This window comes from Microbacterium galbum, assembly GCF_032464915.1.
Taxonomy (GTDB): Bacteria; Actinomycetota; Actinomycetes; order Actinomycetales; family Microbacteriaceae; genus Microbacterium; species Microbacterium galbum.
This window is the reverse complement of record NZ_JAWDIS010000001.1, coordinates 22,842-43,199: the sequence shown is the minus strand read 5'-3', so window position 1 is coordinate 43,199 and position 20,358 is coordinate 22,842. Positions and strand designations below refer to the sequence as shown.

Genomic DNA, 20,358 nt, shown 5'->3' with positions numbered 1-20,358 from the left:
GATCAGCGCGGCAGACGAAGCCGCGCGTAAAGGCCCCCGCCCTCGCGCGGCCAGAGTTCGAGCACTCCGTCATGCGCGCGCGCGACCGAGGCGACGATCGCGAGGCCCAGCCCCGTCCCGTCCCCACGCCCGCGCGTCCGGCCGGCGCCGCGCACGAACGGCTCCGGGAGCGTGGCGACGAGGGCGTCCGTGAGCGGAGCCCCGGTGTTGGCGACGTCCACGAACACCTCGGCGGCATCGCTGTGCACGCCCACGCGCACCCAGCCGCCCGGGACGTTGTGCACGACGGCGTTGCGCACGAGGTTGGTCACCGCTTGGGCGAGGAGCGTCTCGTCGCCATGGGCCGTCACCTCCGAGGCGGTCTGCGCCGTCAGCGCGACACCGGCGTCGTGAGCGCTTGACTGCGCCTCGACGACGGCCGCCCGGACGACGGAGCCGACATCGACGGAGCCGCGCGGCAGAGGCGTCGTGCTGCCGGCGCGCGACAGCAGGAGCAGCGCTTCGGTGAGTCGGATCGCACGTTCGTTGGTGGTGTCGAGCCGGTCGAGGAGCGTGTCGATGTCGACCCCGGCCGGATCGGCACGCGCCACCTCCAGCATGGTGCGCATCGTCGCGTGCGGCGTGCGCAGCTCGTGCGACGCGTTCGCGGCGAACCGCTTCTGCTCGCGGAGGGTCTCGCCGACACGTTCGAGCATCGCGTCGAAGGTGTCGGCCAGATCGGTGAGCTCGTCGCGTCGGCCGGGCTGGGCGACGCGCCGTTCCAGATCGCCGCCCTGCACGGCGCGGGCGGTGTCGGTGATGCGGGTGAGAGGCCGCAGCATGATGCCCGACACGACCCACCCGCCGCCGAGGCCGACGACCGCGAGGCCCGCCACCGTGTACCAGGCGTATCGCACGAACGCCTCCGTCAAGTCTCCGCGCGCGGGGGTGAACGCGCCGCTGTCGGAGAAGAGGTTCCCCTCCGGCAGGAAGCGCAGCACGAGGAACCCGAGCGCGAAGACGGCGACACCGACGATCACGACGAACGCGGCGTAGCTCAACGTGAGCTTGACGCGCACCGACAGGCCGGGTGCGCGCTCATCCATCGAGCGGACCCATGCGGTAGCCGACGCCCGGAACCGTCTGGATGAGCCAGGGCTCGCCGAGGCGCTTGCGGAGCGTGGAGATGGTGATGCGCACGGCGTTCGTGAACGGGTCGGCGTTCTCGTCCCACGCGCGCTCCAGCAGCGCCTCGGCGCTGACGACCCCGCCCCTCGCGGTCATCAGCACCTCCAGCACCGCGAACTGCTTCCGCGTCAGCGAGACGTATCGACCGTCGCGGTAGACCTCGCGGCGGAACGGGTCGAGGCGGATGCCGTCCTGGTCGAGCACCGGTGGGGCGGAGGCCGCAGGGCGCCGGGCGAGAGCCCGGAGGCGCAGGACGAGCTCGCGCAGCACGAAGGGTTTGGTCAGGTAGTCGTCGGCGCCGCTCTCGAACCCCGACGCCTTGTCGTCGAGGCGGTCGGCCGCGGTCAGCATCAGGACGCGGGGCGCGGTTGCACGGGCAGCCAGGTCCCGCGCGATCTCGTCGCCGTTCGGGCCCGGGATGTCGCGGTCGAGCACCACGACGTCGTACGCGGTGTAGCCGAGCAGTTCGAGAGCGGTGTCGCCGTCGCCGGCGATATCGGCGGCGATCGCCTCGAGCCGGAGGCCGTCACGGATCGCCTCGGCGAGGAAGGGTTCGTCCTCGACGATCAGCACGCGCATCCCGTCATCGTAGGCGGGCGGGGATATCGCCGACGTATGCGTCGGTAGCGTGGACGCATGCCGACGCGACTTCTGCTCCTCGCCGACACGCACGTGCCGAAGAGGGCCCGAGCTCTCCCCACGGCGGTGCGGCGGATGGCATCCCGGGCCGATCTCATCGTGCACGCCGGCGACTGGGTCGAGGAGAGCGTGCTCGACGATCTGTCGGCGATCGGACCCGTGCTGGGGGTCTGGGGCAACAACGACGGGGACGGCCTGCGGACGCGTCTGCCCGAGGTGGCCCGTGCCGAGATCGACGGGGTGCGCCTCGCCGTGGTGCACGAGACGGGCGCCGCCGCGGGGCGGGAGAAGCGCATGGATGCCGCCTACCCCGACACGGACGTGCTCGTGTTCGGGCACAGCCATATCCCGTGGGACTCGCTGACCCCCGCGGGACTGCGGCTGCTCAACCCCGGCTCGCCCACCGATCGGCGCCGCCAACCGGCGTGCACGGTCATGACGGCGACGCTGTCGGACGGCGCCGTCCGCGACGTGCTCCTGCACGAGGTCTCGCGCGACTGATCGTGACCGGTCCGGACGGGACTATCGCCGTCGTATGCCCGGCGGCATACGCTCCGGCAACGGTCGTCGCGATCGACTCGTGGCATGCGTTCGTCCCGGTCTCCACGCCCCGTCCGTCGTCGCCTCCTCGTGCTGCTCGTCGGCGCCGGCGGGGCGATCGTCGTGCTCATCGCCGCCCTCGTCGTCCTGTCGACGGTGACCGCGTCGTCGTTCGTCGCGGGGATCAGCGCTGCGGTTCCGTTCCCGCCGACCGAGGCCGACGGCATGATCCCGGATGCCGAGCCGTTGACGCCGGCCGATGACGGGCATCCGGCACTGGGACGCCTCGACGCCGAGCTGCTCGAGGCGTTGCGGGCCGCGGCGGAGGTGGCCGACGACGACGGGATCTCGTTCGACATCACCAGCGGATGGCGAAGTGAGGCCTATCAGCGCTGGCTCCTGCAAGAGGCGATCCGCACCTACGGCAGCGAGGAGGTGGCTCGCGAATTCGTCGCGACTCCCGAGCAGTCCAGCCACGTGACCGGGCACGCCGTCGACATCGGATCGCTGGACGCCCAGCTGTGGATCATCGAGCACGGCCGCGAATGGGGCCTCTGCCAGACCTATGCGAACGAGAGGTGGCATTTCGAACGGGCGACGACGGACGGCGGCGAGTGTCCTCCGCCGCTCGCGGATGCGCGCGGGTGACGGCGCCCGCCCGAAGGTGCACCCGGGTGCGTCGAGGGGTGGCGTTCTCACCGCCCTCGCTCACCGGGCGCTCGAACAAGCTCGGCCGCGGATCACGACGGCGCCGCGCCCCGGAGGGCACGGCGCCGTCGTTCGACGGGGATTACTCCGCGTTGAGGTGGCGCGCCGCCGAGGTCATCGGGCACTCGAACGGGTCGCGGGCAGCGAGGCCCACCCGGTTGAGGTACCGGATGACGATCCCGTAGGACTGGAACAGCGTCGTCTCGACGTAGGGCACGTCCATCGTCGCGCAGTGCTCGCGCACGATGACGCGGGCGCGGCTGAGGTGCGGGCGCGGCATGTTCGGGAACAGGTGGTGCTCGATCTGGTAGTTGAGCCCGCCCATGAGCCACGTGGCCCACCAGCCGCCCGAGACATTGCGCGAGGTGCGCACCTGCTTGCTGAAGAAGTCGAGCTTCGCGCCGGGCTCGATGACCGGCATCCCCTTGTGGTTGGGCGCGAAGGACGCGCCCATGTAGATGCCGAAAACGGCGACCGAGACGCCGAAGAACGCGAATGCGAGGCCCACCGGCAGGAAGACGAAGATCGGGGCGATGAAGATCGTGTGGCGCAGGGCGAGCAGGCCGAGCTCCTTCCAACGGTCCTTGTTCTCGCCGCGCGAGAGCAGGTGACGGAGCGCCAGGACGTAGAGGTTGATGCCCTCGAAGGCCAGCAGCGGGAAGAAGAGATAGCCCTGGCGCTGCGTGATCCAGCGCTGCACGCCGCGCGCCTTGGCGGCGTCGACGTCGAGGAACGAGATCGTGTCGATCTCGATGTCGGGGTCTTTGCCGACGCGGTTCGGGTTGGCGTGATGCCGGGTGTGCTTCGATGCCCACCACGAGCGGCTCATGCCGACGATGCCGTTGCCGATGAAGAGGCCGAGGCGGTCGTTGGCGGGGCCGGAGGCGAAGATCTGCCGGTGGGCCGCCTCGTGCGCGAGGAAGGCGACCTGCGTGAACAGGATGCCGAGGACCGCGGCGATGATCAGTTGGAACCAGCTGTCGCCGAGGAGGATGAAGCCGGTGATGCACCCGGCGAACCCGAGCACGATCGCCACGGCGACACCCGCGTAGAACCGCGGGGTGCGTACGAGCAGCCCGCTCTCGCGGACCACCTGCGACAGCTCCGTGTAGGCCTTGGTGATCGGGGGGAATTCCTTGGTTCCGGAATAGGTCTGACGTACGGGGCCGAGGCGGGACTCGGCGACGGGGGTAGCGATCTGCTGCTCCTCGGGTGTGCGTTCTGCGGAGGTCGGGCCGACGGCTTCCCGACCCGAGGTTCACATTACGGGTCGCCGTATAAAGGCCCCGGAATACATCCACATGTGCAGGAGCCTCACGGGAAACGGAAACATCCGCGCGTGCGAGCGCCCCCGCGACGGCCGGGCCGCCGCCGCCCGGGAACGACGAAAGCCGGGGCGTCGCGTCGGCGACGCGCCCGGCTCTCGTGCAGAGGAGCGGAGCTCAGAGGGGGCGGATGTTCGCCGCCTGCATGCCCTTGGGGCCCTGCTCAGCGTCGAACTCGACCTTCTGGGCCTCGGCGAGCTCCTTGAAGCCGTTGCCCTGGATCGCGCTGAAGTGCGCGAACAGGTCGGCCGAGCCGTCATCGGGAGCGATGAAGCCGTAGCCCTTTTCGGAGTTGAACCATTTCACGGTGCCAGTGGCCATCGTGTTCTTCCTTTATTCATGTTGGGCCGCAGATGCGACCGTGGGTGCCGCTCCGACGCGTGCGGAGCGGACGGGGACGCCGCGGCACCGAATCGGTGACACGGACGCGGTGCCCGTCGACCGCGGCCTGAGCCGCGACGACGGACGCGTGGACGCCGAGGTTCTCGCCGAGCGGACCTTGGGCTTCGTAGCCCGAGGTGGCCGCGCCGACGAAACCGGCGTAGTCGGATCCGGCCGTCGCGACGTAGACGTCGAGATCGGCCTGGCGCCACGACAGTGGCGAAGGGTGAAGCAAAGACACAAGAACTTTCCGCGAGTGCGACGCGAGGACCGAGGCCGTCGAGCGAGGCACGCGATGGGTGAGGGAGGGAATGCTGTCGGAAACGGCTCGGCGCCGTGCGCCCGGCATCTCAGCGATGAGGCGGGCGTCGATGAAGCAAGTCCCAGAACGAATACCTCCACGCTAGCACGGATGCCCGAACGCCGCCCGGGAACTTTCGACGGCCGGCGCGGTGCGCTGGACTGGGCGCATGGCATCCACCGATCCGGCCGCGTCCGACGACGAGCGCTGGCTGGTCATCGACGGCAGGCGGTGGCGTCGGACGGACCCGTTGCTTCCGGAGGATCTCGCCACGGCCCTGCGCTCCCACCTGGGGAGGGCGCGTGCGGCGGTGCGCGTGGCGAAACGCGACGGGGATGATGACGCCACGGCCGACGCCCGGTCTCGCGTGGGGCTGGCCAAGGCCGGGTTGGGCGAACGAGGGCCGAAGTGGTGGGACGACGAGGTCGCGGCGCGGCTGTCGCGGGCGCGCGAGGCGCTGGCCGAGCTCGACCGCCTCGCCCCTCCGAGAGCAGACGGTGCGCCCGCCGTCAACACGTAGCGCGTCGAGGATCGAACCGCTGGGCTGGGACCTCCACGATCGAGGGAGAGTCATGTCATCCACTGTTTCCGAGCTGGACAAGCTCAACGAACTGCTGAAGAAGTTCCGCTTCGCCATGGTCACCACGCGGGCCGAGAACGGCGACCTGCACGCTCACCCCCTCACCGTGCAGGAGACCGAGTCCGACGGAGACCTCTGGTTCATCGTCGGGACGCACGCCTCCGCCGTCGAGCACGTGCGTCGGGACCCGAAGGTGGGGTTGTCGTTCAGCACCGACGGCACGTGGCTGTCGCTTGCGGGGGAGGCCGAGGTCGTCGACGACCTCGCCAAGCTCAAGGAGCTGTGGTCGACGAGCGTCGAGGCGTGGTTCCCGGACGGCCCCGAGGCGCCGGGCGTGACGCTGCTGAAGGTCTCGACCTTGACGGGGGAGTACTGGGGCAGCGCGGGTGGGCGCATCGCGACGGCGATCGCGCTCGTGACGTCGAAGGTGACGGGTGATCGCCCGCGAGGCGGCGAGAACGAGACGTTCGACCTGACCGACTGACGACCCGACCGGGGCGGTGCCGATCCACCGGCACCGCCCCGACCCGCGGGTGCGGGGAGAGGCGGCCTCAGCCGCCGGAGGGGTTGTCGACGGGGGTGTCGTCGTCGTCGGTCGTGGGAACCGACGGTGCGTCGGCGGTCTCGAGCTCGTCGGGCTCGTCGGCGGTGTCGGGGGTGCGTTCGGCGAAGGTGTCCATGACGGCACCCGACCACTCGTCCGATCCAGGCGCACGGGCCTTGCGCGCAACGGTTCGTCGTGAGAGCGCAAGCCCCCGAGTCGGGCCCCGGCGCTTTGCGACGATGACGGCATGTCACGACCCGAAGTGCGCTCCAAGCCCTGCGCGTATTGCGGCCGCCCGTTCAGCGACCGCAAGCGCTGGAGCGGACGCGATCAGTGGGACCAGGTGCTGTACTGCTCGCGCGGATGCCGGTCGAAGGCCGCAGCTCAGAGGCGCAGCGCATGAAGGCCGCGCTGATCCTGGCGACCCAGCAGTTCGCCGAGCACCCCGCGTACGTCGACGACGAGGTCGAGGAGTTCTTCTTCATCGAGTCGGCACCGCGGTTCGCGAAGCTGCCGTACCACCGGCACAAGATCGTGCTGCTGGTGTCGGCCATGCGGCACACGGCGGCGCGGCTGGAGGCCGAGGGCCGGACCGTGCGGCGCATCACCCTCGACGACGACCTGACGTTCAAGGCGGGCCTCGAACGCCTGCTGAAGAAGCACCACGTGTCGCGGTTGACCTGGATGAGCGACCCGAACCGTCCCGTCGACGAGCGCATCGCGCGGATCTGCGCCGACCACGACGTCGACACGGACGTGCTCTCGGACGGGCTCTTCCTCACGCCCGAGGAGGACGTGGACGGCTGGTTCGCGGAACACCCCACGCCGCTCATGGAGGACTTCTACCACTGGCAGCGCCGGCGCACCGGCATCCTGATGGACGGCGGCAAGCCCGCGGGGCGTCGCTGGAACTTCGATGCCGAGAACCGTAAGGCCCTGCCGAAGAAGGGCGTCGAGATCCCGCCCCTGCCGCAGCTCGCGCACGACGAGATCACGCGCGGGGTGATCGCGGAGGTCGATGAGCTGTTCCCCGGGCACCCGGGCGCGGCGGAGGAGTTCTGGCTCCCGGTGACCCCAGAGGACTCCCGCGACTGGCTCGACGTCTTCGTCGCGGAGCGCTTGCACGACTTCGGCCGCTACGAGGACGCGATGAAGGCCGACGAGCCGTTCCTCTTCCACGCGATCATCTCGCCGATGCTGAACATCGGGCTTCTGACCGTCGAGGAGGTGGTCGCCGCAGCCACCCGCACGGACGCCCCGCTGGCATCCGTCGAGGGGTTCGTCCGCCAGGTGATCGGATGGCGCGAGTACATGCGCGGCATGTACCGGGCACACCCGAAGCTCGAGCACGTGAACGCGCTGCAGCTCGAGCAGCGGATCCAGAAGTACTGGTATTCGGGGGAGCGGATGCCGAAGGACCTGCCGATCCCGGTGCGCACGGTGCTGGAGCGCGTGCACCGGTGGGGGTACGCGCACCACATCGAGCGGCTGATGGTGCTCGGCAACTGGTTCCTCCTGCAGGGCTACGCGCCGCGGCAGGTGAACGCGTGGTTCCTCGCGCTGTTCGTCGACGCGTACGACTGGGTGATGGTGCCCAACGTCATGGGCATGAGCCAGTTCGCCGACGGCGGGTTCGTCGCCACCAAGCCCTACGTCTCGGGCGGGGCGTATCTGCAGAAGATGGGCTCGTGGTGGCCGTCGGCGCAGGATGCCAAGGACTCGGCGTTCACCGAGGCGTACTGGGAGTTCCTCGAGCGGCACGAGGACGTGCTGGCCGGCAACCACCGGCTGGGGCTCGCGCTGGCGCAGATGAGGAAGCGGCGCGACGCGAAGGAGTAGCGATGGGTGCCGGTCCTCGACGGTCTCGCGGAGCCGAGGTGCCTGAGCCTGTCGACGTCACCGGGTGCCGTGTGGGCCCGGTCCCTTCGACAGGCTCAGGGGCCTCTGCGGCGGCCCGGGTCCTTCGGCGGGCTCAGGACCGGGGTGGTCGCTGAGCCCGCCGTCGCGACCGCGCGGTCAGCTCTTGAGCTTGTTCAGCGACGAGCCCTTGTGCGCCGCGGTCGAGCCCGACTTCTCCGACTTCACGATGTAGGCCGGGTCGTCCTCGGACGCCGTGAACTTCTGGCCGTCGTGCTGGAAGTCCTTCGTCTTCTTCTCCACGACCTCGCCCTGCGTCTTGCCCTGCGGGGTGTCCCAGCTGACGCGATCGCCCTTCGACAGATCCTTCGACATGTCATGTCCCTTCGGTTCGTGTGGGGCCATGGTTTCGAGGCCGCGGGGACGTCCGCGGGGGATTGACAGCCCCCGGACAGTAGGTGCTTCGCGCGCGAAGCGCAACACCCCCTCGATGTCGGAGGGGGTGCGTAGCGTCGGCGTGGGCCTTTCGTTTCGCGGCCCACGACGTGAGGAGAGCCATGACCGAGCCGACCACCACGAACGGCGGCGCACCCGTCGCCAGTGACGAGCATTCGCAGAGCGTCGGAGCCGACGGCTCGATCGCGCTGACCGACCACTACCTGATCGAGAAGCTCGCGCAGTTCAATCGCGAGCGCGTCCCCGAGCGCGTCGTGCACGCAAAGGGCGGCGGAGCGTTCGGCACCTTCCGCACGACCGGCGACGTCTCGGCCTACACCCGGGCCGCGTTGTTCCAGCCCGGCGTCGAGACCGAGATGCTGGCGCGCTTCTCGTCGGTCGCCGGCGAGCAGGGCAGCCCCGACACGTGGCGCGACCCCCGCGGGTTCTCGCTGAAGTTCTACACGACCGAGGGCAATTACGACCTCGTCGGCAACAACACCCCCGTCTTCTTCGTCAAGGACGGCATCAAGTTCCCCGACTTCATCCGGTCGCAGAAGCGCCTCCCCGGCAGCCACCTGCGCGACAACACCATGCAGTGGGATTTCTGGACGCTCTCACCCGAGAGCGCCCACCAGGTCACGTGGCTCATGGGCGACCGCGGCATCCCGGCGTCCTGGCGGCACATGAACGGCTACGGCTCGCACACCTACCAGTGGATCAATGCCGACGGCGAACGGTTCTGGGTCAAGTACCACTTCCACACCGACCTCGGCCACAAGACGCTCACGCAAGACGAGGCGGATCAGATCGCGGGCCAGGACGCCGACTTCCACATCCGCGACCTGTACGCGGCGATCGAGCGGGGCGAGTTCCCCACGTGGACGCTGAAGGTGCAGATCATGCCCTACGAGGATGCCAAGACCTACCGCTTCAACCCGTTCGACCTGACCAAGGTGTGGCCGCACAGCGACTACCCCGAGATCGAGGTCGGCACGATGGAGCTGAACCGCAACCCGGGCAACTACTTCGCCGAGATCGAGCAGGCGGCCTTCGAGCCGTCGAACTTCGTGCCCGGCATCGACGGCAGCCCCGACAAGATGCTGCAGGCGCGCATCTTCAGCTACGCCGACGCGCACCGCTACCGCGTCGGCACCAACTACCAGCAGCTGCCGGTGAACCGTCCGCACGCCGAGGTGCACTCGTACTCGAAGGAGGGCGCGATGCGCTACGAGTACAACCCGCCCGAGGTGCCCGTCTACGCGCCGAACTCGGTGGGCGGACCCGCGGCCGACCCGCGACGCGCCGGCGACGGCGGCTGGCACAGCGACGGCGAACTCGTGCGGTCGGCGGCGACGCTGCACCCCGAGGACGACGACTGGGGTCAGGCGGGTGCCCTCGTGCGCGAGGTCATGTCGGCCGAGGATCGCGACCGTCTCGTCGAGACGATCGTCGGGCACGTCGGGGGAGTGACCCGGAAGGACGTCCGCGATCGTGCCGTGCAGTACTGGAAGAACGTGGATGCCGAGACCGGATCGCGCGTCGAGGCGGGCCTCCCGCCGCTCAAGGACTCGACCGCTCCCGGCGAGCAGCTGAGCGAGCCGAACCCCGACGGCGACCTCGTGGGAACGGACGTCGCCGGCACCATCTGAGTCGGCCATCTGAGTCGGCACCATCTGAGTCCGCACGGACGCGAACGCGCCGGTCCCCGTGGGGGCCGGCGCGTTCGCGTCCGTGCGGTCCCGCCGGGGCGGGGCGTCAGAGAGCGGCGCGATCCGTGCGCGTGAGGCGCCAGCGGGAGGCCAGCACTCCGGCGATCAGCGCTCCCGCGCCCCCCGCGATCATGTCGCCGATGGTGTCGTCGTACGTGACGAAGATGGCGTCGGTGATGAAGCGGTAGCCGAACCACTCGACCATCTCCCACACGGCGCTGAGCGCGAGCCCCGCCGTCGTGGCGACGAGGATCGGCGTTCGGCGTCGGCCGGTCGGCTCGATCACCCGAGCGTCGTCGAGCAGCACGAGCGCGACGGCGGCCAACACTCCCGTGCACACGGTGTGGACGATCAGATCCCACCCCGTCCACGCGCGGTACAGGTCGATGACGTTGCTGCCGGCCGCGATGAACACGGTGATGCACGTGACGAGGTCGAGTCCGGAGCGCAGGCCGATCATGCGCGAGAGCATCATCGCCGGCAGTGACATCGACAGCACGGCGAAGTCCGTGAACGGCAGGGCGAACAGCGAGACGATCACGATCACGATCGCCGCCGCGCGCACCGCGTCGGCGAGCCAGTCGGTGACGCTGCGCGGCGGGCGCTTGAGGTTGGCGTACATCGCCGAGAGCAACGGCATCCGCTGCTCTTCGGACGGCGCGCGGTGAGCGGTCACCGTGGGCTCCCGACGGGGATGCGCACCACGGCCTGCACGGGGAGGTGGTCGCTCGGCCACTGCGTCCCGGTGGGGCGGGGGTCGATGCCCACGGCGCGCACCCCGACCTCGGGGGTGGCCAGCAGCGCGTCGATGCGCCGAGCGCCGACCCGCGGGGTCGCGTAGTTGTTGAACGTGCCCCACTCGGCCGATCGCCGCGCGGGGGCGTACGACCAGGTGTCGACGAGCAGTGCGTCGGCGAACATGCCGGCGAGCTCGCCCGAGCGCACGTGCGCGTTCACGTCGGCGGTGAACAGCAGCGGTCCCGCCTCGGCGGCGACCAGATCGTGCAGCCAGGTGGCCGACCGCCGCCGCGCGCGCCGCGAGAAGGCGTCGAAGTGCGTGTTGACGAAGGTGAAGCCCGCGCCGGTGGCGAGGTCGCGCAGGTGCGCGATCACGGCGATACGTGGGATCGTGTTGCCCCACCCGGTCGATCCGGGCACCTCGGGGGTGTCGGAGAGGGCGACCTGGCGCCAATCCTCCACCCCGATGCGGTCGCGGTCGTAGAACAGGGGAGTGCCCTCGCCGCCGCGGTCCTTGCCGCGCCCGAGACCGAGGCGCCCGTAGCTCGAGCCCAGGGAGTCCTGCACCCACTGCGCCTGGTCGGGCATCGCCTCCTGCGAGCCGAGGAGGTGCGGACGGTTCGCGCCGAGGAACGTGCGCAACCGTTGCTTGCGCATCGGCCAGCGGTCGGCGGGCGGCCAGGTGATGCGGTCGAAGCGTCGGCGGATGTTGAAGCTCATCACGTGCAGGTCGGGAGCCTCGACGTCGGGGAACAGGATGCCGGCCATCAGCGCGCCCCCTCGCTGAGGGGGCGCACGGCACGCCGGCGGGCCACACGCACCCACCGGGCGACCGGGAAGTCCCGCGGCCAGTGCGCGAACACCGTGCCCGCGCCGCGGCGGAAGCACCGCGCGAACCGCCCCGGCTCGACGGTCCGCGATGACACGCGCATGTGGTGCCCCGGGACGTGGCGGATGCGGTGCCGCTCGCCGAGGTGGTAGGCCAGGTCGAGGTCGTCGTGCAGCTCGGGGTCGAGGTGCACCTCGGCACGCACGTCCTCCCACGCCCGCCGCCGGAACGCCATGTTCGACCCCCAGAGGGGCGTGTGACCGAGGGCGGGGACGGCGAAGGCGGTGTAGGTGCCGAGGAAGGCCCGGGCCATCGCCACGCGCCCGGCCGCCGGGCCGTCATGGAACACGGCACCGCCGGTGACGGCATCCACGTCCGTGTCCTTCAGCGCCTCGACCATGCTCGCAACCCAGGTCGCCGCGGGGATGCTGTCGGCGTCGAGCCGGAGGATGAGGTCGCCCCGCGCGGCGTCGTAGCCCGCGGCCGCAGCGGCAGGGATGCCGCGCTCGCCGCAGAAGACCACGCGCGTCCCCGCGCCGCGCGCGACGGCGGCGCTGTCGTCGCGGGAGTCGTTGTCGACGACGACGATCTCGTCGGGGGCGAGGGTCTGCGCGGCGAGCGCTCCCAGGCACCGCCGAAGGTGCGCGGAATCGTCGCGGACGGGGATGACCACGGAGACGGTCACGGTCGACGGCACGGGGCCAAGGGGCACGCTTCCTCCCGGGGACGAGTCCTCCCACGCTAGGCGATCGACGAGGGGCGTTTCCCGGCTTGACGCCGGCGTCGTACGATGACACGCGCACGTGCGCGCTTTCGTAGGGTGGAGGTCATGGCATCCGCATCCACCCTGAACGTGTCGGCGTACCTGTTCACGCCGCTCGACGACCCGGCAGCCCTCCGGGACGCACTGCGCGAGCAGGCCGGGGCGCGGGGGCTGCGCGGGACGATCCTGCTGGCCGAGGAGGGGATCAACCTCTTCCTGGCGGGGTCCGCCGACGAGGTGCGCGGTTTCGTCGACGATCTCCGGACCGATGCGCGTTTCGCGGCCCTGCAGACGAAGGAGAGCTGGTCGGACGCCGTGCCCTTCGGCGCACTGCGGGTGAAGGTGAAGCGCGAGATCATCCGCATGGATCGCCCCGAGGTGCGTCCGCAGGACGGCCGGGCACCCGCCGTGAGCCCGGAGACCCTGCGCCGGTGGCTCGACCGTGGCAGCGACGACGACGGTCGCGAGGTGGTGCTCGTCGACACGCGCAACGCTTTCGAGGTCGACTACGGCACCTTCGCCGGGGCGCTGGACTGGCGCATCGACCGGTTCACCCAGTTCCCGGCTGCCGCGAGCGCGCACCGCGACGAGCTCGTCGGCAAGACGGTCGTGAGCTTCTGCACCGGCGGCATCCGCTGCGAGAAGGCGGCGCTGTACCTGCGGGACGAGGGCGTCGAGGCGTACCAGCTCGACGGCGGCATCCTCGGGTGGTTCGACGCGCAGGGCGCGGCGCACTGGAGCGGCGACTGCTTCGTGTTCGACGAGCGCGAGGCGCTCGACCCCGCGCTCGCCGCGCGGGTGGGGGCCTGACGTGATCTGGGACCAGCACGCGTGCGCCGAGCTCGTCGAGACCGCCGACCTGACCGAGCTGCACCGCTATCGCGGCGGCGGGGGCGGCCTGGTGTCGCTGAACGTCGGCTTCGCCCCGCACGGCCCCGAGGTCGCGGCAAGCGTCCTTCACTCCTTCCGTGCGCAGGTCGAGGCGATCGAGGGGCTCGCGCTGGCGGCGTCCGTCGAGGACGTCGACCGCATCGCCGCCGCCGGGGACACCGCGGTGGTGTTCGACCTCGAAGACGTCGCCCCCCTCGGCGGAGACCTCGGCGCGGTGGCCGCTCTCACGGCCCTGGGTGTGCGCACCCTCGGGCCGGTCTACAACCACGCCAACGCCGCTGGCGGCGGGTGCCTCGACGCGGTCGACGACGGCCTCACCGCGTGGGGTCGCGATCTCGTCGCCGAGATGAACGCTCGCGGCATGGTGCCCGACGGCTCGCACGTGGGGGCGCGCACCACCTTCGACATGTGCGCGGTGTCGACCCGACCGGTCGTCTTCAGCCACTCCAACCTGCGCGCCGTGTGGGATCACCCGCGCAACATCACCGACGATCAGGCCCGCGCCGTCGCCGACACCGGGGGAGTGGTGGGCGTGACCGGCGTCGGCATCTTCCTCGGGCCCAACACCCCGACGCTCGAGGCGATGGTGCGCCACATCGAGCACGCCGTCGGAGTCGTCGGCATCGCGCACGTGGGCGTGAGCACGGACTTCTCCTTCGACTGGGAGACCTTCCGCGACGTGCTGGCGACGAGCCCCGAGCTCTACGACGCCAGCTACACCGCGTGGGGACCGGTCGAATGGATGCCGCCGGAGACCTTCGTTCAGCTCGGCGGCGCCCTCGCGACGCGGGGCTGGGCCGACGCCGACATCGCCGCGGTGCTCGGCGGGAACTTCCGCCGCGTCGCCCTCGAGAGCTGGGAGGCTCACGCATGACCGCATTCCCCGACGACGCCGTGCTGCGCCGTGCCCGACCCGGTGACGAGGACGGCATCCTCGCCTGCATCCAGGCCCTCGCCGACTACGAGAAGGAGCCGGATGCCGTCGAGAACACCGCGGCGATGATCACCGCGACGCTGTTCGGCGACGAGCCGCGCGCGTTCGCGTTCGTGGTGGCCGGCCCCGACGACGATATTCGCGCGATCGCGATCTGGTTCCTCACCTACTCCACGTGGACGGGCACGCACGGCATCTGGCTCGAGGACCTCTACGTGCACGAGCAGTACCGCTCGCACGGCTACGGGGTCGCTCTGCTCTCGGCGCTCGCCGAGGAGTGCGTGCGGCGCGGGTATTCGCGCCTGGAATGGACGGTGCTGGACTGGAACGAGCCGGCCATCGGCTTCTACCGTGCCCTCGGAGCCGAGGCGCTGGAGGAGTGGACGACGCGCCGGGTGACCGGCGAAGCGCTGCAGGCGCTGGCTCAGCGGGGATGACGCAGCGCCCACGTCGAACCGCGCCCCGTCTGACCGGTGCCACGCCGGTTCACCGCCCGAGGTCGGCCCGTACCGCCTCCGCGGCCCGCTGACCCGACACGAGCGCCCCCTGGATCGACGCCGTGTCGCGGTGATCCCCGGCGACGTAACGGCCGTCGCCGAGCCGCACGGGACGCCGCCGTCGCAGCGGTGGATCCTGCACGGGGAGGGCTCGGGCGATGTCGTCGCGACGCAGCAGGCGCCAGGGGCGGGTGTCGGCATCCCAGATCTCGGCGAGCTGGCGACGGATGCCGCTCTCCGACGCGTCCGAGGGCAACACGCACGTCGCCTGGATGAGGTGCTGCCCCCGCGGCGCGTAGGTCGGGGCGGTGTTCGTCATCACCGCGGTGTTCACCACCGGGCCGCGACGACGGCCGTCGACCCGGAGCGCGCCGTCGTCCGTCGGTGCCTCGTCGGCGGCGAACCACCACGTCTGCAGGCCCCGCGGCGCGGCGAGCGACACGTCCAAGGCCGGGTCGAGACCGGTGGCGAGGATCACGGCGCGGGCGGTCACGGCATCCTGACCCTCGATGCCCACATGCCAGCCGTGCGCTCGCCGCCGGGTCGAGACCACGCGGTGCGACAGGCGGATGCCGGCTCCCGCTCGCCGGGCGGCGTCGGCGAGCTGCGCGGGGAGGGCGCCGATGCCCGCGGCGGGAACGCCCGGGCGCCCGAGCGCGAAGCTGCGGATGAGCAGGCGGACGAACGCGTCGGAGGTCTCCTGTCGGTCGTCGGCGAGCACGCCGGCCAGGAAGGGTTCGAGCACGGCCTCCCGCAGGGGTCCGCGCAGGCCCGCCCGGTCCCACGCCTCGGCGAGAGCGCGGTCGTCGCCGGTCTTCGCCGCCCGGGCGGTCAGGACGGTCGGACCCGCCCACCGAGCCAGGGCGAGGACATCCGTCGGCCGCACGAGTCCGCTCGCCAGCGTCTCGGCCAGCGACGACGGATGCCGCAGCGGGTGCGCGAGCCGCGCCACCCGGTCGTCGAGTCGCACGCCGACCGCCACGGGAAAGCGCCGCAGCGCCAGCGCGTCGACGTCGACCCAGCGTCGGATCGCGGGATAGGCCGGGTTCAGCACATGGAAGCCGAGATCGAGGCGGAATCCGTCGACGACGTCGGTGCGCTCCCGCCCTCCCACGGCGTCCCCGGCCTCGAGGACGACGACGTCGCGTCCGGCCTCCGCGAGGCGGGTCGCCGCGCGCAGCCCCGCGAGGCCCGCACCGACCACGATGACGTCGTACTCGCTCATGCCGAGAGCCTACGAAGCGCCGTCGTCCCGGCCGTCGGGCTTGCGCGCGTGGCGCCGGATCCTCGAGTGTCCGGAACACGCCGCATCGCGCGAGGGCGTCCGGCGTGTCCGGGACGCTCGACGGCCTGCAGGTCATCGCGGGGGACGCGAAAGGGCCCGGATGCCGTGGCAACCGGGCCCTCTCGATTCGTTACGCGGAGGCTTCCTCACGCTTGGGCAGCACCCAGCCGGGGCGCACGAAGTGGCACGTGTAGCCGTTCGGGATGCGGATCAGGTAGTCCTGGTGCTCGGGCTCGGCCTCCCAGAAGGGCGCCTCCGGCTCGATCGTGGTGACGACCTTCGCCGGCCAGATCCCCGATGCGTCGACATCGGCGATCGTGTCGCGCGCGACCTTCTCCTGCTCGGACGAGAGCGGGAAGATCGCCGAGCGGTAGCTCGTGCCGATGTCGTTGCCCTGGCGGTTCAGGGTCGACGGGTCGTGGATCTGGAAGAAGAACGCCAGGATGTCGCGGTACGTGGTCTTCGCGGGGTCGAAGACGATCTCGACCGCCTCGGCGTGGCCGGGGTGGTTGCGATAGGTCGCGTGGTCGTTCTGCCCGCCGGTGTAGCCGACGCGCGTGTCGAGAACGCCCGGCTGGCGACGGATGAGGTCTTCGACGCCCCAGAAGCAGCCGCCCGCGAGGACGGCGGTCTCGGTGCCGGGGCGGCGGGTGATCTCGCCGGTGTCGGAAGGTCCGCTGGTCATGCTGGTGCTCCTTTTGCGGTCACGGGTGAAGAGGGTGAAGAGGTTCATGAGGCCCGGCTCTCGCGGAACAAGGGGAGGTAGGCGCCGTAGCCCTGCGCCTCGAGCTCCGCGACGGGGACGAAGCGCAGAGCGGCCGAGTTCATGCAGTATCTCAGGCCGCCGGCCTGGCGCGGGCCGTCGTCGAAGACGTGTCCGAGGTGGCTGTCCGCCCCGGCCGAGCGCACCTCGGTGCGCGTCATCCACAGCGTCCGATCGGTCTTCTCCACGACGGCGACGTCGTCGATGGGCTTGGTGAAGCTCGGCCAGCCCGAGCCGCTCTCGAACTTGTCGGTCGAGGAGAACAGGGGCTGCCCCGACACGACGTCGACGTAGATGCCGTCCTCGTGGTTGTCCCAGTACTCGTTGCGGAACGGCGGTTCGGTCGCGTCGTCCTGCGTGACGGCGAACTGGCGGTCGGTGAGGCGGCTCAGCGCCTCCGACGTCTTCCGGTACTCCGTGCTCACGGTTCGTGTCCCTTCGTCATGGCGACCGGTGTCGGCCGTCACAGAAGAGAACGTCGACCGTGCCGGATTTGGTCCCGCCGGGCTGGGAGCGGCCTGTGAGTTCTGTGACGGACTCCGGATGCCGGGGGCAAGCCCCGCCGTCGACGTCGAGGCCGCCGTTAGCGTGGCTGCATCACGACCCAGGAGGCACCCATGACCCGCACCATCGTCATCACCGGCGCGAGCGACGGCATCGGCGCCGCCTCCGCGAAGCAGCTCGCGCAGCTCGGCGAGGAGGTCGTGGTGGTGGGGCGCAATCCCGACAAGACCGCGCGCGTCGCGCGGACGCTCGGCGTGGACTCGTTCGTCGCCGACTTCAGCGATCTGGCCCAGGTGCGCGAGCTCGCGGCATCCCTCCTCGAGCGGTACCCGCGCATCGACGTGCTCGCCAACAACGCCGGGGGCGTGTTCGGCGAGCGCACGCTCACCACGGACGGATACGAGACGACGTTCCAGGTGAACCACCTCGCGCCGTTCCTGCTGACGAACCTGCTGCTCGAGCGCCTCATCGACTCCGACGCCTCGGTGATCCAGACCTCCAGCGCCGCGGCGAAGCTCTTCCCGCGCTTCGACATCGACGACCTGCAGGGCGCTCGCCGCTACTCCTCCACGAACGCCTACGGCAATGCCAAGCTCGCGAACGTCCTGTTCACCAAGGAGCTGAACCGCCGGTTCGGCGACCAGGGCCTGTCGGCGGTGGCCTTCCACCCCGGGGTGATCGCGTCGAACTTCGGGGCCTCCAGCAATGGCCCGTGGAAGTTCCTGTACGGCGGCCCGTTGGCGCAGCGCCTGATGACCTCGACGTCGGTGGGCGGGGCGCGATTGACCTGGCTCGCACTCGGCAAGCCCGGCGTCGATTGGGAGCCGGGCGGCTTCTACGCGAACAACAAGCCCGCGAAGACCAACAAGCTCGCCGACGACCCCGCCGTCGCGAAGCAGCTGTGGGAGCGCAGCGCGGCGCTCGCGGACCTCGCCGGCTGACGCGAGAACCCGGGCCAGAGTGCCGGGGTGATCGGGAAGCGGAAGCCTGCGTGGGCACCCGCTTGCTACGGTGAGTCGGTCGAGGAGGCGGGAGATGGCCACGGAGAGGAAAGCGGTGGGTCCCTGCGCCATGTGGCCCGAGGACAGCGCCTTCATCAGGGAAGTACTGGATCGCATCGGCGACAAGTGGACCGTCCTGGTGCTCAGCACCCTCGGTGAACGGACGCTGCGCTACTCCGACCTGATGGCGAGCATCCCGGGCGTCTCGCAGCGCATGCTGACGGTCACCCTGAAGGCGCTCGAGCGCGACGGGCTCGTGGAGCGACGGGCGTACGCGGAAGTCCCGCCGAGGGTCGAGTATCGGGTGACCCCTCTGGGCAGGTCTTTGCAGCAAGCCGTCCTGCAACTCTCGCAGTGGGCGGTGGAGAACCACGCGACGGTGGCGGCGAACAGAGCCCTGCACGAGCGGATCGGTGTGGGCCGAGCCGGCTCTCGCGCCGAGACGTCAGCCTCCGTCGGCTGAGGCGGCGGCGGGGCCACGCCGGTTTCGCACGCGCACCTGCGCCTTCGTCGGGCACGCGGAAGTGCCTTTTGTGAACGATCTTCCACAGTCGGATGATGTTGCTACGCACTACAAGTGAGGTAAGCGACATGACTGATGACAACCCGTCTGAGACGTCCCGACCCGTCGTGATCGAGGTCTGGAGCGACCTGGGGTGCCCCTGGTGCTACGTCGGCAAGCACCGGCTCCAGGAGGCGATCGCCGGGCGCGCCGACGGAGACCGATTCGAGCTGCGTCTGCGCTCCTTCGAGCTGAACCCGGGTGCCCCGACGACCCCTGAGACGATCGAGAGCGCTTTCATCCGCTCGCACGGCGGCGACGCGCAGATCGTCGTCCAGGCGGAGCGGCGCATCCAGGCTCTCGCACAGAGCGAGGGACTGCCGTTCTCGGTCGACCGATTGAACGCGAACACCTCCGACTTCCACCGCGTCTTCCAGTTCGCGCAGGACCAGGGCGTCGGTCTCGAGTTCTTCTCACTCGTGCAAGACCGGTTCTTCGCGGGCGACCTCAACCCGTTCACCGCGGATTCTCTCTCGGCGGCCGGCGCCGAGGTGGGCCTCTCCGCAGACCGGGTCCGCGAGGTGCTCGCCGGAGACGAGTACGCCGATGCGGTCCGGGAAGACAACGAGGAGGGCCGGCGTCTGGGCGTGCAGGGTGTGCCGTTCACGGTCTTCGACCGTCGACTGGCCGCGTCCGGGGCCCAGTCCGTGAATGGCTACGCGCAGGCGCTCGCCCAGACCATCGCCTCCGCCCCTTCAGAACCGACGCCGCCGACGGAAACGGAACGCCCATGACCACCCTCCTCGTTCTCGGCGGCAGCGGACGCACCGGCGTCCATGTCCTGTCCCAGGCAGTCGAACGCGGTCATCGCGTTCGCGCGCTCGTTCGCAACCCCGACGTCCTCGTGGCACCCGATGGCGTCGAGCTCGTCGCCGGAACCCCCGCTCGCATCGACGACATCCGCCGCGCCGCGGAAGGCGTCGACGCGGTGGTCAGCGCGTTGAACAACTCGCGCGCCAGCGACAACCCCTGGGCCACACCCGTCAGCCCGCCCGCGTTCATGACCGACGCGACCCGCGACACCCTCACGGTCATGACGGAGAACGGCATCCGCCGGATCGCCGTCGCCTCCACGCAAGGCGCCGGCGACTCCTGGCCCGCGCTGAACCCCCTGATGAAGGGGCTCATCAAGACTTCCGGAATCCGCCACGGGTACACCGATCACCATGGCGTCGATGCGGTGGTCCGCGCGTCCGACGTGGAATGGGTGATGGCCCGCTCGGTCGCCCTCTCCGACGCGCCCTCCCGCGGAGCCGCGCGCGCCGCGCTCGTGGGCACGGAGAAGCCGGGGTTCAGCATCAGCCGCGCCGACGTCGCCCGCTTCCTCCTCGACTCCCTCGAAGACGACACCTGGCTCCGACAGGCGCCGCTGATCTGGAACGACCGCTGATCCCGCTCTCCT

At 70.6% G+C, this 20,358-nt stretch carries 27 protein-coding genes; 14 read left to right on the top strand and 13 right to left on the bottom strand.

What is annotated here, in order from left to right; genetic code table 11:
• Positions 1 to 2: 2 nt before the first annotated feature.
• Positions 3 to 1,085 carry a sensor histidine kinase gene (locus RWH45_RS00240; protein WP_315992938.1) on the bottom strand — a complete coding sequence of 361 codons (1,083 nt, stop codon included), beginning with the start codon at positions 1,083 to 1,085 and terminating at the stop codon, positions 3 to 5.
• Entirely contained in the window at positions 1,078 to 1,746 is a 669-nt protein-coding gene (locus tag RWH45_RS00235) for a response regulator transcription factor (protein ID WP_315992937.1), read from the bottom strand. Before RWH45_RS00235 ends, RWH45_RS00240 begins: the two co-directional genes overlap by 8 nt.
• 57 nt (positions 1,747 to 1,803) lie before the next feature.
• Between RWH45_RS00235 and RWH45_RS00230 the strand changes: the two genes are divergently transcribed.
• Together RWH45_RS00230 and RWH45_RS00225 are read left to right on the top strand one after the other, a co-directional pair.
• On the top strand, positions 1,804 to 2,307 hold the full coding sequence (locus RWH45_RS00230; protein ID WP_315992936.1) for a metallophosphoesterase family protein: 504 nt from the start codon (positions 1,804 to 1,806) through the stop codon (positions 2,305 to 2,307).
• 84 nt (positions 2,308 to 2,391) lie between these two features.
• A complete protein-coding gene (locus tag RWH45_RS00225; protein ID WP_315992935.1) occupies positions 2,392 to 2,994 on the top strand; it encodes a M15 family metallopeptidase in 603 nt (200 codons plus the stop codon).
• Between the two features lie 142 nt (positions 2,995 to 3,136).
• Here the strand turns inward: RWH45_RS00225 and RWH45_RS00220 are convergent, their stop codons facing one another.
• The 3 genes from RWH45_RS00220 to RWH45_RS00210 form a co-directional block, all read right to left on the bottom strand.
• Positions 3,137 to 4,252: a fatty acid desaturase family protein gene (locus RWH45_RS00220; RefSeq protein ID WP_315994568.1), complete on the bottom strand. Its 1,116-nt coding sequence runs from the start codon at positions 4,250 to 4,252 to the stop codon at positions 3,137 to 3,139.
• A gap of 244 nt (positions 4,253 to 4,496) precedes the next feature.
• A complete protein-coding gene (locus tag RWH45_RS00215; RefSeq protein WP_094733682.1) occupies positions 4,497 to 4,700 on the bottom strand; it encodes a cold-shock protein in 204 nt (67 codons plus the stop codon).
• 16 nt (positions 4,701 to 4,716) lie between these two features.
• Positions 4,717 to 5,001 carry a hypothetical protein gene (locus RWH45_RS00210; RefSeq protein ID WP_315992934.1) on the bottom strand — a complete coding sequence of 95 codons (285 nt, stop codon included), beginning with the start codon at positions 4,999 to 5,001 and terminating at the stop codon, positions 4,717 to 4,719.
• Between the two features lie 229 nt (positions 5,002 to 5,230).
• On the opposite strand from RWH45_RS00210, the gene RWH45_RS00205 reads away from it, so the two are divergent.
• Both RWH45_RS00205 and RWH45_RS00200 read left to right on the top strand, forming a co-directional pair.
• Positions 5,231 to 5,581 carry a biopolymer transporter Tol gene (locus tag RWH45_RS00205; protein WP_315992933.1) on the top strand — a complete coding sequence of 117 codons (351 nt, stop codon included), beginning with the start codon at positions 5,231 to 5,233 and terminating at the stop codon, positions 5,579 to 5,581.
• Between the two features lie 52 nt (positions 5,582 to 5,633).
• On the top strand, positions 5,634 to 6,125 hold the full coding sequence (locus RWH45_RS00200; RefSeq protein ID WP_315992932.1) for a pyridoxamine 5'-phosphate oxidase family protein: 492 nt from the start codon (positions 5,634 to 5,636) through the stop codon (positions 6,123 to 6,125).
• 67 nt (positions 6,126 to 6,192) lie between these two features.
• Here the strand turns inward: RWH45_RS00200 and RWH45_RS00195 are convergent, their stop codons facing one another.
• A complete protein-coding gene (locus RWH45_RS00195) occupies positions 6,193 to 6,321 on the bottom strand; it encodes a hypothetical protein (RefSeq protein WP_315992931.1) in 129 nt (42 codons plus the stop codon).
• A 111-nt stretch (positions 6,322 to 6,432) separates the two neighbouring features.
• Between RWH45_RS00195 and RWH45_RS00190 the strand changes: the two genes are divergently transcribed.
• Entirely contained in the window at positions 6,433 to 6,588 is a 156-nt protein-coding gene (locus tag RWH45_RS00190) for a DUF2256 domain-containing protein (RefSeq protein WP_315992930.1), read from the top strand.
• On the top strand, positions 6,585 to 8,024 hold the full coding sequence (locus RWH45_RS00185) for a cryptochrome/photolyase family protein (RefSeq protein ID WP_315992929.1): 1,440 nt from the start codon (positions 6,585 to 6,587) through the stop codon (positions 8,022 to 8,024). The genes RWH45_RS00190 and RWH45_RS00185 overlap by 4 nt, the downstream gene beginning before the upstream one ends.
• A 177-nt stretch (positions 8,025 to 8,201) precedes the next feature.
• Here the strand turns inward: RWH45_RS00185 and RWH45_RS00180 are convergent, their stop codons facing one another.
• Positions 8,202 to 8,417, bottom strand: a complete 216-nt coding sequence (locus RWH45_RS00180; protein ID WP_315992928.1) for a hypervirulence associated TUDOR domain-containing protein — start codon at positions 8,415 to 8,417, stop codon at positions 8,202 to 8,204.
• Positions 8,418 to 8,599: 182 nt separating this feature from the next.
• Here RWH45_RS00180 and RWH45_RS00175 point away from each other — a divergent pair, with 182 nt between their 5' ends.
• Positions 8,600 to 10,129 (top strand): catalase, encoded by a 1,530-nt coding sequence (locus tag RWH45_RS00175; RefSeq protein ID WP_315992927.1) that lies wholly within the window; start codon positions 8,600 to 8,602, stop codon positions 10,127 to 10,129.
• Between the two features lie 106 nt (positions 10,130 to 10,235).
• Here RWH45_RS00175 and RWH45_RS00170 read toward each other — a convergent pair whose 3' ends face one another.
• Genes RWH45_RS00170 through RWH45_RS00160 form a run of 3 tightly spaced genes read right to left on the bottom strand, consistent with a single transcriptional unit; the run spans position 10,236 to position 12,468 of the window.
• Positions 10,236 to 10,865, bottom strand: a complete 630-nt coding sequence (locus RWH45_RS00170) for a DUF2238 domain-containing protein (RefSeq protein WP_315992926.1) — start codon at positions 10,863 to 10,865, stop codon at positions 10,236 to 10,238.
• Entirely contained in the window at positions 10,862 to 11,695 is an 834-nt protein-coding gene (locus RWH45_RS00165; RefSeq protein WP_315992925.1) for an endonuclease/exonuclease/phosphatase family protein, read from the bottom strand. Before RWH45_RS00165 ends, RWH45_RS00170 begins: the two co-directional genes overlap by 4 nt.
• A complete protein-coding gene (locus tag RWH45_RS00160; RefSeq protein WP_315992924.1) occupies positions 11,695 to 12,468 on the bottom strand; it encodes a glycosyltransferase family 2 protein in 774 nt (257 codons plus the stop codon). The genes RWH45_RS00165 and RWH45_RS00160 overlap by 1 nt, the downstream gene beginning before the upstream one ends.
• A 117-nt stretch (positions 12,469 to 12,585) precedes the next feature.
• On the opposite strand from RWH45_RS00160, the gene RWH45_RS00155 reads away from it, so the two are divergent.
• Genes RWH45_RS00155 through RWH45_RS00145 form a run of 3 tightly spaced genes read left to right on the top strand, consistent with a single transcriptional unit; the run spans position 12,586 to position 14,781 of the window.
• Positions 12,586 to 13,329 carry a sulfurtransferase gene (locus RWH45_RS00155; protein WP_315992923.1) on the top strand — a complete coding sequence of 248 codons (744 nt, stop codon included), beginning with the start codon at positions 12,586 to 12,588 and terminating at the stop codon, positions 13,327 to 13,329.
• A 1-nt stretch (position 13,330) separates the two neighbouring features.
• Entirely contained in the window at positions 13,331 to 14,284 is a 954-nt protein-coding gene (locus RWH45_RS00150) for a dipeptidase (protein WP_315992922.1), read from the top strand.
• Complete coding sequence (locus RWH45_RS00145) at positions 14,281 to 14,781, top strand: GNAT family N-acetyltransferase (protein ID WP_315992921.1); 501 nt, start codon at positions 14,281 to 14,283, stop codon at positions 14,779 to 14,781. Before RWH45_RS00150 ends, RWH45_RS00145 begins: the two co-directional genes overlap by 4 nt.
• A 49-nt stretch (positions 14,782 to 14,830) precedes the next feature.
• On the opposite strand, the gene RWH45_RS00140 is transcribed toward RWH45_RS00145, so the two are convergent.
• From RWH45_RS00140 to msrB, 3 genes are all read right to left on the bottom strand, one after another.
• Positions 14,831 to 16,066, bottom strand: coding sequence for an NAD(P)/FAD-dependent oxidoreductase (locus tag RWH45_RS00140; protein WP_315992920.1), 1,236 nt, complete (start codon positions 16,064 to 16,066; stop codon positions 14,831 to 14,833).
• A 190-nt stretch (positions 16,067 to 16,256) separates the two neighbouring features.
• On the bottom strand, positions 16,257 to 16,811 hold the full coding sequence (gene msrA, locus RWH45_RS00135; RefSeq protein ID WP_315992919.1) for a peptide-methionine (S)-S-oxide reductase MsrA: 555 nt from the start codon (positions 16,809 to 16,811) through the stop codon (positions 16,257 to 16,259).
• A gap of 44 nt (positions 16,812 to 16,855) precedes the next feature.
• A complete protein-coding gene (msrB, locus tag RWH45_RS00130) occupies positions 16,856 to 17,314 on the bottom strand; it encodes a peptide-methionine (R)-S-oxide reductase MsrB (RefSeq protein ID WP_315992918.1) in 459 nt (152 codons plus the stop codon).
• Positions 17,315 to 17,506: 192 nt separating this feature from the next.
• Between msrB and RWH45_RS00125 the strand changes: the two genes are divergently transcribed.
• From RWH45_RS00125 to RWH45_RS00110, 4 genes are all read left to right on the top strand, one after another.
• Positions 17,507 to 18,334, top strand: a complete 828-nt coding sequence (locus tag RWH45_RS00125; RefSeq protein ID WP_315992917.1) for an SDR family NAD(P)-dependent oxidoreductase — start codon at positions 17,507 to 17,509, stop codon at positions 18,332 to 18,334.
• 94 nt (positions 18,335 to 18,428) lie between these two features.
• Positions 18,429 to 18,857 (top strand): winged helix-turn-helix transcriptional regulator, encoded by a 429-nt coding sequence (locus RWH45_RS00120; RefSeq protein ID WP_315992916.1) that lies wholly within the window; start codon positions 18,429 to 18,431, stop codon positions 18,855 to 18,857.
• Between the two features lie 128 nt (positions 18,858 to 18,985).
• On the top strand, positions 18,986 to 19,690 hold the full coding sequence (locus RWH45_RS00115; protein WP_315992915.1) for a DsbA family oxidoreductase: 705 nt from the start codon (positions 18,986 to 18,988) through the stop codon (positions 19,688 to 19,690).
• The gene (locus RWH45_RS00110; RefSeq protein WP_315992914.1) at positions 19,687 to 20,346 is read left to right on the top strand and encodes an NAD(P)-dependent oxidoreductase; all 660 of its coding nucleotides are present in this window, start codon (positions 19,687 to 19,689) and stop codon (positions 20,344 to 20,346) included. The genes RWH45_RS00115 and RWH45_RS00110 overlap by 4 nt, the downstream gene beginning before the upstream one ends.
• The last annotated feature ends 12 nt before the right edge of the window (positions 20,347 to 20,358 follow it).